This is a genomic window from Methylobacterium sp. WL116 (assembly GCF_008039455.1).
Classification (GTDB): domain Bacteria; phylum Pseudomonadota; class Alphaproteobacteria; order Rhizobiales; family Beijerinckiaceae; genus Methylobacterium.
Map to the genome: position 1 here is coordinate 1 of NZ_VRUV01000092.1, position 12,168 is coordinate 12,168.

Annotated in this window: 9 protein-coding genes; 2 read left to right on the forward strand and 7 right to left on the reverse strand. The window is 73.7% G+C overall.

The window, feature by feature from the left end; genetic code table 11:
• The first annotated feature begins 111 nt into the window (after positions 1-111).
• Positions 112-1,005, forward strand: a complete 894-nt coding sequence (locus FV223_RS09770) for a LysR family transcriptional regulator (protein ID WP_147726788.1) — start codon at positions 112-114, stop codon at positions 1,003-1,005.
• An 87-nt stretch (positions 1,006-1,092) separates the two neighbouring features.
• On the opposite strand, the gene FV223_RS09775 is transcribed toward FV223_RS09770, so the two are convergent.
• The gene (locus FV223_RS09775) at positions 1,093-2,292 is read right to left on the reverse strand and encodes an FAD-dependent monooxygenase (protein ID WP_147726790.1); all 1,200 of its coding nucleotides are present in this window, start codon (positions 2,290-2,292) and stop codon (positions 1,093-1,095) included.
• A 102-nt stretch (positions 2,293-2,394) separates the two neighbouring features.
• Positions 2,395-4,815, reverse strand: a complete 2,421-nt coding sequence (locus tag FV223_RS09780; RefSeq protein WP_147726792.1) for a PAS domain S-box protein — start codon at positions 4,813-4,815, stop codon at positions 2,395-2,397.
• Between the two features lie 332 nt (positions 4,816-5,147).
• On the opposite strand from FV223_RS09780, the gene FV223_RS09785 reads away from it, so the two are divergent.
• On the forward strand, positions 5,148-5,543 hold the full coding sequence (locus tag FV223_RS09785; RefSeq protein ID WP_147726794.1) for a hypothetical protein: 396 nt from the start codon (positions 5,148-5,150) through the stop codon (positions 5,541-5,543).
• A 143-nt stretch (positions 5,544-5,686) separates the two neighbouring features.
• Here the strand turns inward: FV223_RS09785 and FV223_RS09790 are convergent, their stop codons facing one another.
• The 5 genes from FV223_RS09790 to FV223_RS09810 all read right to left on the reverse strand — a co-directional run.
• Positions 5,687-8,869, reverse strand: coding sequence for a PAS domain S-box protein (locus FV223_RS09790; protein WP_147726802.1), 3,183 nt, complete (start codon positions 8,867-8,869; stop codon positions 5,687-5,689).
• 147 nt (positions 8,870-9,016) lie between these two features.
• Positions 9,017-9,994: an HWE histidine kinase domain-containing protein gene (locus tag FV223_RS09795; protein ID WP_147726796.1), complete on the reverse strand. Its 978-nt coding sequence runs from the start codon at positions 9,992-9,994 to the stop codon at positions 9,017-9,019.
• Between the two features lie 164 nt (positions 9,995-10,158).
• Positions 10,159-11,061 (reverse strand): LysR family transcriptional regulator, encoded by a 903-nt coding sequence (locus FV223_RS09800; RefSeq protein WP_147726797.1) that lies wholly within the window; start codon positions 11,059-11,061, stop codon positions 10,159-10,161.
• A gap of 70 nt (positions 11,062-11,131) precedes the next feature.
• Positions 11,132-11,368, reverse strand: coding sequence for a hypothetical protein (locus FV223_RS09805; protein WP_147726800.1), 237 nt, complete (start codon positions 11,366-11,368; stop codon positions 11,132-11,134).
• A gap of 153 nt (positions 11,369-11,521) precedes the next feature.
• The coding region (locus FV223_RS09810; RefSeq protein ID WP_246689651.1) for a TetR/AcrR family transcriptional regulator at positions 11,522-12,168 on the reverse strand (647 nt) is incomplete at its 5' end.

The window sequence follows — 12,168 nt, forward strand, 5'->3', positions numbered from 1 at the left end:
CGCGATCGCCACCGTCGGGCTCGTCGGCGGGACCTCCGCCCCACGCTGGCCGCGCGCCGGACGGGCGTTAGATGCCGGAATGCGCACGCGGCGATGCGCCGGACTCCATGAATGGCGCGGGAGAACCTGAACGACCTGCTCGCCTTCGTCGCGGTCGCGCGCGCGCGGAGCTTCACCCGGGCGGCGGCGCAGCTCGGCCTGTCGCAGCCCGCGCTCAGCCAGACCATCCGCGGGCTCGAGGCGCGTTTGGGCCTGAGGCTGCTGACGCGCACCACGCGCAGCGTCGCGCCGACCGAGGCGGGCGAGCGGCTGATCCGGTCCGTCGGGCCCCGGCTCGCGGAGATCGAGGCCGGCCTGGTCGCGGTGACGGACCTGCGCGAGACGCCGGCCGGCACCGTGCGGATCAACGCCGACGAGCACGCGGTCGCGGCGGTGCTGTGGCCGGCGCTGCGGAGGGTGCTGCCCGGGTACCCGGACATCCAGGTGGAGCTGGTCACCGACTTCGCCCTGACCGACATCGTCGCCGGGCGCTTCGACGCCGGGGTGCGGCTCGGCGAGGTGGTGGCCAAGGACATGGTCTCCGTCCCGATCGGGCCGGACATGCGCATGGCGGCGGTCGCCGCGCCGGCCTACCTCGCGCGCCGGCCTGCGCCGCGGACGCCGCAGGACCTGACCGGCCACGCCTGCATCAACCTGCGCCTGCCGACCCATGGCGGCCTGTACGCCTGGGAGTTCGCGGCCAACGGGCGCGAGGTCCGGGTTCGCGTGGACGGGCAGGTCGTGTTCAACACGGTGAGCATGATCCTGCGCGCCGCCCTGGACGGGTTCGGCATCGCCTACCTGCCGCAGGATCAGGTGCAGCCCCATCTCGACAGCGCGGCGCTGACCTGGGTGCTGAAGGATTGGAGCCCGCCCTTCCCGGGCTACCACCTGTACTATCCGAGCCGCAGGCAGCCCGCGGCGGCGCTCGCGGTGCTGATCGAGGCCCTGCGCTACCGAGGCTGACCGATGCGGGATCCGCGCCGGGGGGCCGGGGCCGCGCACGCCGTGACCACGCGTGGGCGAGCACCCGATCCGCCCCGCCGGCCCGCGTCAGGCGCCGGCGGGATCGGGATAGCCGGTCAGGTCCGGCTCCTTGGCGCGGCCGGTGGACAGCTTCGAGGCCAGGCGGCGGAGGCCCGGCCGGCTGGCGATGCGCAGCACGCGGTGGAGCAGGCTGATGCCGAGCCGGCTGTTCGGGTTCATCAGCTTCGGCGCGATCTTGGGCACGCCCTGCCCGTCCTCGACCATCGGGCGCATGGCGCGCTCGTAGGCGGCGAAGGCCGCGGCGACGTCGTCGCCGCGGGCGAGCTCGGCGGCGAGGACGTAGGCGCCGGTGACGGCCAGCGTCGTGCCGATGCCGGCGAGCGGCGTGGCGCACCAGGCCGCGTCACCGGTCACCGCCACGCGGCCGCTGGACCAGCGCCGCATCCGCACCTGGCGCAGGACGTCGAAGTAGAAGTCCGCGGTGGCCTCCATCCCGGAAAGGACGCGCGCCGCCTGCCAGCCCGCATCGGAGAAGCGCTGCCGCAGGTAGGCCTTCTGCCGGTCCGCGCCCCAATCCTGCTCGCCGCCCGGCGGCTGCCGCAGCGTGAGCATCGCGCGGGTGGTGCCGTGCTGGTCGGGGCGCAGGGAGATGCCGCGGCCGCCGGGCGCGTTGAACCACCGCCACATCCGGTCGTCGTCCGCGGTCCGCGGGATGGTGAAGTAGGCGATGGCGAGATCCATCCAGCGCGGGTCGGCCTCGCCGGGGAACACGAGTTCGCGCGTCGTCGAGCCGACGCCCTCGGCGACGAGGACGGCGTCGTAGCGCTCGCTCGCCCCGGAGGCGAAGGTCACCGTCGCGGCCTCCGCTCCGTCGTCGATCCGGGTCACGCGATCCCCGAAGCGGTAGGTCGCGCGCTCCCGGGCCGGCTCGTAGAGGAGCCGCGCGAGGTCGCCGCGCAGGATCTCCATCTCGGCGGTGGGGCCGTCGCCGAGGCTGGCATCCATCGTGAAGGCCGCGACCGCCCGGCCCCGCCCGTCGACCCAGGCGGTGCCCTGCTCGCCGGTGCCCCGGTCGAGCGCCGCCTGCTCCAGGCCCATGCGGCGCAGGACCTCGCGCCCGACCCCGCGGACGTCGACGTTCTGGCCGCCGTCGCGGAAGCCCGGCGCCCGCTCGACGACGGTGACGTCGAAGCCGTGGCGGCCGAGCCACCAGGCCGCGGTGTTCCCGGCGACGCTCGCGCCGGTGATGAGGATGCGACGGGGCATGCGGGACGGGTCTCCGGGTGATCCGGCCCGCGCGGAGCCGGTCGCGGCCACGCCGCGCGGCAGGATCTGCGCGAGCGCCGTGATCGAGGGGGGCCCCGCGCGTCAGGCCCCCGGCGAGGCCGCCCGGGTGACCGCCCGGCGCAGGGTGCGGGACAGGTCCTCGACCGAGTACGGCTTCTTCAGGAGCGGGAAGCCGTGGGTGCCCTGCTCGGCGAGCACGTGGCTGTAGCCGGAGGCGAGGACGACCGGCAGGCCGGTGTGGCGGTGGCGGATCTCCCGCGCCATGTCGATGCCGTTCATCCCGGGCATCACCACGTCGGAGAACACCACGTCGAAGCGCGGCGACGCGGACAGGACGGCGAGGGCCTCCTCGGCGCTCATCGCCCACACGGTCTCGTAGCCGAGCTCGCGCAGGGCCTGGGTGGCGAAGGAGCCGACCTCCTGGTTGTCCTCGACCACGAGGACGCGGGTGCCGTGCCCGTCGGCGAGGGGCTCGGGCTCGCCGTCCTCCTCGATCGCCACGGACCGCCCGACCTCGCGGGGCAGGTAAAGCGTGAAGGTGGTGCCCCGGCCGAGCGTGCTCTCGACCAGCACCTCGCCGCCCGACTGCTTGGCGAAGCCGAACACCTGCGACAGGCCGAGCCCGGTGCCCTGGCCGACGCCCTTGGTGGTGTAGAACGGCTCGAAGATCCGATCGAGATCGGCCGCCGCGATGCCGGTCCCGGTGTCGCGGACCGAGACGGCGACGAAGTCGCCGGGGATGCGGGGATGGGCCCGCACCGCCGGGATCGCCGAGGCGCGGCGCACGCCGATGTCGAGGCGGCCCTCGCCGTCCATGGCGTCGCGCGCGTTGATGGCCATGTTCACCAGGGCCGTGTCGAACTGGCTCGGGTCGGCGTCGATCAGGTAGGGCACCTCGTTCCCGCGACCGTCCCGGTTCGCGGCCACGTCTGTGACGACCCGGATGCGGGCGCCGGTGAGCGTGCCGACCATGTCGGCGACCGAGGCGACGCTGCGGCCGACGTCGAACACCTCCGGGGTCAGGGATTGGCGCCGGGCGAAGGCGAGGAGCTGGCCGGTGAGCTTGGCGGCGCGGGTGACGGTGTCGGAGATCGCGCCGATGTAGCGCTGCCGGCGCTCCTCCGGCAGGTCGGGGCGCTTGAGCAGGTCGGTCGAGGACCGGATCACCGTCAGCAGGTTGTTGAAGTCGTGCGCGACGCCGCCGGTGAGCTGGCCGACCGCTTCCAGCTTCTGCGACTGCCGGAGCTGCTCCTCCAGGGCGCGGCGCTCGGTGACGTCGCGGCCGGCGGCGTAGAAGTGGTCCTCCTGCGGGATGGCGTTCCACGACACCCAGCGGAAGTCGCCGTCCGCCGTGAGCATGCGCACGTCGAGGCTGTCGAGGACCTGGCCTTCCCGCAGCAGCTCGAACGCCGCGGTCGCGGCCGCCCTGTCCTCGGGGTGGACGTAGTCGCTGAAGGACGTGCGCACGAGATCGAAGGCCGACCAGCCCAGCATCTCGTGCCAGGCCGGGTTGACCGAGCGGTAGAGGCCGTCGAAGCCGCAGACCACGAGGAGGTCGCGGCTCGCCCGCCACACCAGGTCGCGCTCCGTGGTCCGGTCGCGGGCGGTGTCGCGCAGCACGCTCTCGGCCTTCTGCCGGTCGGTGACGTCGTTGAACAGTAGGGCGACCCGGTGCTGCACCGGATCGCCGATGCGCAGGGCCTGGACCTCGAACCAGCGCCCGAGCGCGACGACGCCGCTCTCGAAGCGGACGGCCCGGCCCGTCATCGCGACCTGCCCGTAGGTATCGAGCCAGCTGCGCTCGAGGTCGGGCACCACCTCGCTCACCCACTTGCCGACCACGTCGTCGAGGCCGGTGTGGCGCGAGAAGGCCGGATTCGCCTCGACGAAGCGGTAGTCGACCGCGCGGCTGTCGGCGTCGAACCGGAGCTCGATGACGCAGAAGCCGGCGTCGAGGGCATTGAACAGGGTGCGGTAGCGCGCCTCGCTCTCGGCGAGCATGCCCTCCTCGGTCCGGAACCGGGTGACGTCGAGCTGGCTGGCGAAGAAGTAGCGCAGGTGGCCCTCGGCGGTGAAGACCGGGCTGACGTAGAGCTCGTTGCGGAAGGTGGACCCGTCGCGGCGGTAGTTCAGGATCTCGACGACCACGTCGCGGCGCGCGGCGATGGCGTCGCGCACCTTGGCGATGTCCGCCGGATCGGTGTCCGGCCCCTGCAGGAAGCGGCAGTTGCGGCCGATCAGCTCGTCGGCCGAGTAGCCGCACAGGGCCTGGAACGCCCGGTTGGCGAACACGATCGGGTTGTCCGGGAGGTTCGGGTCGGTGACGATCTGCGGCATGCGGGTCTTCTCCGCCGCCGTGAACAGCAGGTCGACATCCGCCCCGGACGTGCGCTGGCCGGAATCCGGGAGCCTGACATGCGACGCGTTCCGCTCGCGCAGGCGCGCGACCTCGGCCTCGAGCCTCTGATTCTCGCTGCGCAGCCGCTCGATCTCGTCGTCCATGCCGTCCGTTTCCATGGGGCATGGTCGCCACCATCATGCCCGTCCGAGAACGGCTTTCGGCGACGGAAGCTCCCATGCGGGTGCCCGCGGCGCCGACGGGCCTTCATGCTCCACGCGGTCGCCTCCGGTCAACGCGGATGGCGGAGCAAGATCCCGGCCGGGACCCCGGCGCCGGGCCGGAACTCGCGCGCTCGCGCTCCCGCGCGAGGCCGAAGCCTTCACCGGTACGCTGGTTCAACGACACTGTGACATGTCGAACCACCACCGATGTTGGAACGCGGTGCGGCCGAGGTCGTTTTAAGAGCCATACTCACCCAGACAGGAGATCTTGGATGCGCAAGCTCGCACTCGCTTCCACCGCACTGCTCGGGCTCGGCATGCTGGCATCGGCCCCCGCCGAGGCCCGCGGCTGGGGTTACGGCGGCGGCTACGGCCACGGCGGCTTCGGTCACGGCGGCTACGGCTATCGCGGCGTCGGCTTCCGCGGCGGATACGGACGCGGCTACGGCTATCGCCGCGGCATCGGCCCGGGCGCCGCGATCGGCCTCGGCATCGCCGGCCTCGCCGCCGGCGCGATCGTGGCGAATTCCTACGGCGGCTACGGTGGCTACGGCGGCTACGGCTACGGCCGCCCGGTGGGGTACTACGGCGGCTACGGCTACGCGCCGGCCTACGGATACGCCCCCGCCTACGGCTACGGCTACCCGGCCTACGGCTACGGCTACTGAGGCGCCGGTCGCGGGCGCCGTTGCGCCCGCGACGCGACGTGTCCTCGACGAAGGGCGCCCGACTTACCGTCGGGCGCCCTTTTTCCGTTGAACGGTTCGCGCACCTCCGGGACGCGCGGAGCGCCGCAGCGGACCGCGTTCGTTCAGGCCTGCCCCTCGATCAGGCCGCGGATGCGGGTCGCGAGCGCCTCCAGGGCGAAGGGCTTCACCAGCACCTCCATGCCGGGGGCGAGGTGGCCGTGGTTGAGCGCGGCGTTCTCCGCGTAGCCGGTGATGAACAGCACCTTGAGGCCGGGCCGCGCGGTCTTCGCCGCGTCGGCCATCTGCCGCCCGTTCATCCCGCCGGGCAGCCCGACATCGGTCACCAGCAGGTCGATGCGCACGTCCGACTGCAGCACCTTGAGGCCGGAGGCGCCGTCCGCCGCCTCGATCGCCGCGTAGCCCAGATCCTCCAGCACCTCGGTCACGAGCATCCGCACCGTCGGCTCGTCGTCGACCACCAGCACCGTCTCGCCGAGCTTGGCCCGCGCGGCGTCCGACAGGTCGGGCACCGCCTCGACCGCCTCGGCCTCGCCGAGGTGGCGGGGCAGGTAGATGCAGACCATCGTGCCCTTGCCGGGCTCGGAGTAGATCCGCACCTGCCCGCCCGACTGCTTGGCGAAGCCGTAGATCATGCTCAGGCCGAGCCCCGTGCCCTCGCCCATCGGCTTGGTCGTGAAGAACGGGTCGAACGCCTTCGCCGCCACGTCCGGCGCCATGCCGGTGCCGTTGTCGGAGACGCAGAGCGCGACGTACTGCCCCGGCTCGAGGTCGCGCTCGCGGGCGGCGCGCCGGTCGAGCCAGCGGTTGCTGGTCTCGACCACGATGCGGCCGCCCTCCGGCATCGCGTCGCGGGCGTTGATGCAGAGGTTGAGCAGGGCGTTCTCGAGCTGGCTCGGGTCGACCAGGGTCGGCCAGAGCCCGGCGGCCCCGACCACCTCGACCGACACGCCCGGCCCGACGGTGCGGCGCACCAGGTCCTCCATGCCCTCGACCAGACGGTTCACGTCCGTCGGCTTGGGGGCCAGGGTCTGCCGGCGGGAGAAGGCGAGCAGGCGGTGGGTCAGGGCGGCGGCGCGGCGTGCCGCCCCTTGCGCGGCGCCGATGTAGCGGTCGAGCTCGCCCATCCGGCCCTGGAGCATGCGGGTCTGCATCAGCTCCAGGGAGCCGACGATGCCCGCGAGCATGTTGTTGAAGTCGTGCGCGAGGCCGCCGGTGAGCTGCCCGACCGCTTCCATCTTCTGCGACTGGCGCAGCGCCTCCTCGGTCCGCGCCAGCGCCTCGGCCTGGGCCTTGGCGGCGCTGACGTCGCGCACGGTGGCGTAGATCAGGCCGCCGTTCGGGACCGCGTTCCAGGAGAGCCAGCGCCAGCCGCCGTCGCGATGGCGGTAGCGGTTCTCGAACGACAGCTGGGCGTCGCCCCGCGCCAGGCCGGCCGCGGCCGCCTCGGTGACGGCCCGGTCGTCGGGGTGGACCAGGTCCAGGAACGGGCCGGCCTTCATCTCGGCCTCGGTCCAGCCGAGCGTCGCGGCCCAGGCCGGGTTGAGGCTGACGAAGCGGCCTTCGAAGTTCGCGACGCAGAGCAGGTCGGACGACGCCTTCCAGATCATGTCGCGCTCCGCGGTGCGGGCGGCGACCTGCCGCTCGAGCTCCTCGGCCTGGCGCCGCCGCTCGTCGATGTCGGTGTGGGTGCCGACCCACTGGGTCAGAGCGCCGGCGGCGTCCCGCACCGGCTGCGCCCGCGCCAGGAACCAGCGGTAGCCGCCGCCGCCGCGGATGCGGAACTCGACCTCGTAGGGCTCGCCCGTGGCGACCGAGCGGTCCCAACCGGCGCGCGCCGCCGGCAGGTCGTCGGGATGGATCAGGTCGGACCAGGTCGCGGCCGCGTTCAGCGCCCCCGGCGCCGCGCCGGTATAGGCGTAGGCCTGGCCGTTGAACCAATGCAGCGTGCCGTCCGGGCGGGCGCCCCAGATCTGGTTCGGCACGGCCTCGGCGAAGGCCCGGAACTGCGCCTCGCTGGCCTGGAGGTCCGCCTCCGCGCGCCGGCGGCCGGTGACGTCCCGGAACAGCACCGAGACCTGGCGCCGGCTCGCCGGCTCGATCCGGGCGGCCGAGACCTCGATGTGGCGGCCCGCGCGCGGGAACGGGCGCTCGAACCGGATCGACTCCCCCGTGCGCAGGACGCCGCCGTAGAGCGCGAGCCAGCCCTCGGCCTCCTCCGGCGCGAGGTCGCGCAGGGTCCGCCCGACGATGCCGGCGATCCCGGTCTGGCGCTCGTAGCCCTGGTTGGCGACGATGTGGACGTAGTCGCTCGCCGGACCGTGCGGCCCGTCGATGAACTCGATGATGCAGAAGCCGTCGTCGACCGCCTCGAACAGCGCCGTGTAGCGCTCCTCGGTCTCGCGGCGGCCGGTGGCGTCGACCATCGTCCCGAGCGCCCGGAAGGCCCGGCCCCGGCCGTCGAACAGGCCGCGCCCCTTGGCCGACACCCATCGCACCGTGCCGTCGGCCTTGGAGACGACGCGGAACTCGGCCTCGAACGGCGCGCGCCGCTCCGGATCGAGGGCGGCGGCGAGCGCCGCCAGCACCGTCTCCCGGTCGTCCGGGTGGAGGCCGTCGCGAAGCGTCGCGCGATCGCACGCGGCGTCCGGGGCGAGGCCGAACAGCTCGCGGGTGCGCTCGGACAGGGTCAGCGCGTCGGCGGCCACGTCGAGGTCGAAGGTGCCGATCTCGGCCGCCTCGGTCGCCAGCCGCAGCGCCATCTCGCTGAACTGCAGGCGCTCGGCGTCGGTGGCGCGGGCCGCCGACAGGGCGGCGTTCTCGCCGCGCAGAGCCGCGAGCTGCAGCACGTCGGCGGTGACGTCGTACTGGCTGGCGAAGAAGTACGCGACCTCGCCGGCGGCGTCCTTCACCGGGGCCAGCAGAAGCTGGTTCCAGAAGGTCGTGCCGTCCTTGCGGTAGTTGAGGAGCGCGACCTCGATCGGCTGCCGGGCGGCGATCGCCGCGCGCACCCGGGCGACGTCGTCCCGGTCGGTGTCGGGCCCCTGGAGGAAGCGGCAGTTCCGCCCGATGATCTCCTCGGAGGCATAGCCGGTCAGGCGGCTGAAGGCCGCGTTGACGAAGAGGATCGGGTTGTCGGGCTGGCGCGGGTCCGTGACGATCATCGGCATGCGCGTGGCCCGCACCGCGGCCGCGAACGGGTCGGTGACGTCCGCCCCGCCGGCGATCTCGGAAAGGATGCGGCGGGTCTCGCGGCGGACGCGGCTCGCCTCGGACTCGGCCGGCATGGGCTGGTGCGGTGCTGTGGTCACGCCGGGCCGTCTAGCAGGAGCGCCATGGGGTCTGAACCGCGATTCGGGTCGGGCTGGTGCGCGCGTGTCTCGGATCGGCGACCGGGAACGGCATCGATCCGCCCCGAAGGCGGGCCCGGCCGGTCATCGGGTCGGCACGACCATCCGGAACCGCAGCCCGGCCGCGTCGATGGTACGGTCGAACCGCCCCGCCAGGCTGCGCTCGATGGTCTGCTTGAGCAGGCGGGACCCGAACCCGGTCCCGTCGGCCTTGGGCGTCCCGGACGGCGCGCCGCCCTCGGTCCAGTCCAGCGTCAGCGCGCGGTCGGCGACGCGACCGACCAGCCTGAGCGTGCCGCCGCCGGCCAGCGCCCCGTACTTGGCGGAGTTGGTGGCGAGCTCGTGGACGATCATCGCGTAGTCGTTGACCTTGTCGGGCGGCGCCACCGCCGCGTCCGGGATGTCCACGGCGATGTTGGCGCCGTTCAGGTACGGCGCCAGGATGCGCTCGGCGAGGTCCCGCAGCCGCACGTCGCCCCGGTCAGCCCGGTTCGACCGCGTCGCCAGGGCGGTCGCCTCGTGCAGCACCCCGAAGCGCTGCGACAGGTCCTCGGCGAAGTGCGGCGTCGACGTGGCCTCGCGGGCGACGATGGCGGTGAGCGCGCGGGCGACCGTGAACATGTTCGAGACGCGGTGCGCCAGCTCGGCGGTCAGCAGCCGCTCGGCATCCTCCGCCCGCTTGCGGTCGGTGATGTCGAGGAAGATGGCCTGGACCCACTCCCCGACCCGGCCGGCCTCGCCGCCGATGCCGCGCGCCGAGATCCAGCGGGCGTCGGCGCCGTCGCCGATGCGGAAGTCGAAGCTGTAGGCCTGCGGATCGGTGGCGCTCGCCGCCCAGTCCCGCATCATGCCCGGGCGGTCCTCGGCGTTCACCTTCGCGAACAGCGCGTCGATGCCCACCACCGGCTCGGTCGTGCCCCAGAACGCGCGGCAGAGGCCGTCGAGCTGGGCGAGCCGCCGCTCCGGCGACCAAGCCCACAGGCCGACGCCGCCCCGGTGGATCGCGGCGGTGAAGCTGGCGAGCGTCCACCCGTCACCGGTGGGATCCGTGTCCTGAGCCATCCGTCCTTCCGAAACCGAACCCCGACCCGCGCGGACGGCGCGGCGCCGCCCCCACGCGAGGGAACTCACCGGGGGCGCCTTTGCTCCGAGTCCGGGCGCGCCGGCCCGGGCGGGGACCGCCGGGCGGCATCAAGAAGACGCGAGCGTCGCCCGGAGGGCGGCGCTCAGCCTTCGGCCTGCTCCACGAAGCGGCGGATGAGCCAGCGCCCCGCCGGGCCGGGCGGGCGGTCGGTGCGGTGGATCGCGGTGAGCGGGAGCAGGCGGCGCGTCGCCTCCGGCAGCTTCAGCGCCACGAGGCGCCCCGCCTCGAGGTCGGCGCGCGCCAGGTGCGCGGGCATGCTGCCCCAGCCGATCCCGGCCAGCAGCAGGGTGTGCTTGGAGCTCATGTCGGAGAGCCGCCAGGTCCGCGGCGCGATCACCCCGAATTCCTGGCCTTCCGACAGGGGAGAGCGGTCGGAGATCACCAGCTGCACGTGCTCGCGCGCCAGGCCCGACACCGACCCGTCGGCGGCGGCCAGGGGATGGGAGGGCGCGGCGACCGCCACCATCTCGACCTCGCCGACGGAGACCAGCTCGAGCGGGTCGGTCTCCCGCTGCCAGAGCTCGACCCCGATGCCGATCGCCGCCCGGCCGTCGATCACGTGCTGCTGCACCGCGCCGAGCGCCTCGACGTTCAGGCGCAGGGCCACCGAGGGATACCGCGCCTGGAACGCCTTGAGCGCATCGACGAGCCGCGGCCCCGGCATCAGCAGGGTGACGACGAGGCTGACCTCCGCCTCGAGCCCGCTCAGCAATCCGCCGACCTTGGCGCGCAGGGCGTCGACGCCGTGGGCGACGATGCGCGCCTCCGCCAGCACCGCGCGCCCGGCCTCGGTCAATTGCGGCCGTCGCGTCGCGTCGCGGTCGAACAGCGGCAGGCCGAGCTGCTGCTCGAGATTGGCCACCGCGTAGCTGATCACCGAGGTGGCCCGGTTGAGGCGACGGCCCGCCGCGGCGAAGCTCCCGGCCTCGACCACCGCGAGGAAGACCCCGAGCTGGTCCAGCGTCGGTGTTCCGGGGCCGCGCATGCCGGGATCCTCGAACGATCGGGGCGCGTCCGGCCCCGGCGATCCGGCAAGCAAGGTCGGCGCCGCCGGGTCAGCGGCGGGCGGGCTTGTGCGCCTGGATGCGGCCGACCGAGCCGGTGACCATCGCATCGTAGGCGCTCGGCGCGGCCTGGCCGACGCCGCGCTCGACGGGGCGGCCGGAGACCGTGCCGGGCGCGGTCTCGGTGGGGATGCCGGCCGGCGCGGTGTAGCTCTGCGCGACCGCGGCGGCGGGCAGAGCGGCCGCCAGGGAGAGGGCGAGAACCGAAACCTTGAGGATGCTGGACATGGGGGGCTCCATCGATCTGAGGCGAGGCGACCCGGTGGCCGCCGTCCGATGAAGCGAAGATGGGCCCGTCTTGCCGATCCGAAAACCCGAATAGTTTCGAACAAGACGTTCGACTTTCTTGGCAAGCCTGCTTTCTTCTCCAGCCCGCCGGCTTCACCTGCGCTCGGGTGCGAGGGGGCGGCAGCCGGCGAGGAACAGGGCCACCGCGGCGCGGCGGCGCTTCTCCTGAGCTTCCGGGTCGACCGCGATGCCGTAGAGCGCCTGCTTCGCGCTGCGGCCGAGGACGAGATTGAGGAACAGGTCGGCGGCAATCTCCGCGTCGTCGACCGCGATCTGCCCCCGCGCGGCCATCACCGTGAGGAGGCGGCCGACCGCGCGCACGCCGCGCATCCAGCCCTCCTCGTAGGCGAGCCGCGCCAGATCGGGGAACTGCATCGCCTGCGCGGCGATGCAGCGGGTGAGCGCGGCGGCGCCCGGCGCATGGGCACGGGCGAGGAGGTTGCGGCTGAGCTCGTCCAGCACGGTCGCGGCGTCCCGCGGGTTGGCCTCGAGGGCCTGCGTCTCGGCAGCGGCCGAGAGCGGGGCCAGCCATTCGCGGATGCGCTCGTCGAGCACCGCCTCGAACAGCGCGCGCTTGTCGCGATAGCGCGAATACAGCGTCGGCTTGCTGACGCCGGCCGCCTCCGCGACCGCGTCGATCGAGGTCGCGTCGAAGCCGCGCTCCATGAACAGGCGGGTGGCGACCTCGACGATGCGCGCCTCGCGCCGCGCGGCTTCCGCCCGGGTCGGCCGTCCGCCGC

What these genes read in the sequence shown, in the direction of transcription:
- FV223_RS09770 (WP_147726788.1), top strand. Translation starts at nt 112, where the DNA reads ATGGCGCGGGAGAACCTGAACGACCTGCTCGCCTTCGTCGCGGTCGCG.
- FV223_RS09775 (WP_147726790.1), bottom strand. Translation starts at nt 2,292, where the DNA reads ATGCCCCGTCGCATCCTCATCACCGGCGCGAGCGTCGCCGGGAACACC.
- FV223_RS09780 (WP_147726792.1), bottom strand. Translation starts at nt 4,815, where the DNA reads ATGGACGACGAGATCGAGCGGCTGCGCAGCGAGAATCAGAGGCTCGAG.
- FV223_RS09785 (WP_147726794.1), top strand. Translation starts at nt 5,148, where the DNA reads ATGCGCAAGCTCGCACTCGCTTCCACCGCACTGCTCGGGCTCGGCATG.
- FV223_RS09790 (WP_147726802.1), bottom strand. Translation starts at nt 8,869, where the DNA reads ATGCCGGCCGAGTCCGAGGCGAGCCGCGTCCGCCGCGAGACCCGCCGC.
- FV223_RS09795 (WP_147726796.1), bottom strand. Translation starts at nt 9,994, where the DNA reads ATGGCTCAGGACACGGATCCCACCGGTGACGGGTGGACGCTCGCCAGC.
- FV223_RS09800 (WP_147726797.1), bottom strand. Translation starts at nt 11,061, where the DNA reads ATGCGCGGCCCCGGAACACCGACGCTGGACCAGCTCGGGGTCTTCCTC.
- FV223_RS09805 (WP_147726800.1), bottom strand. Translation starts at nt 11,368, where the DNA reads ATGTCCAGCATCCTCAAGGTTTCGGTTCTCGCCCTCTCCCTGGCGGCC.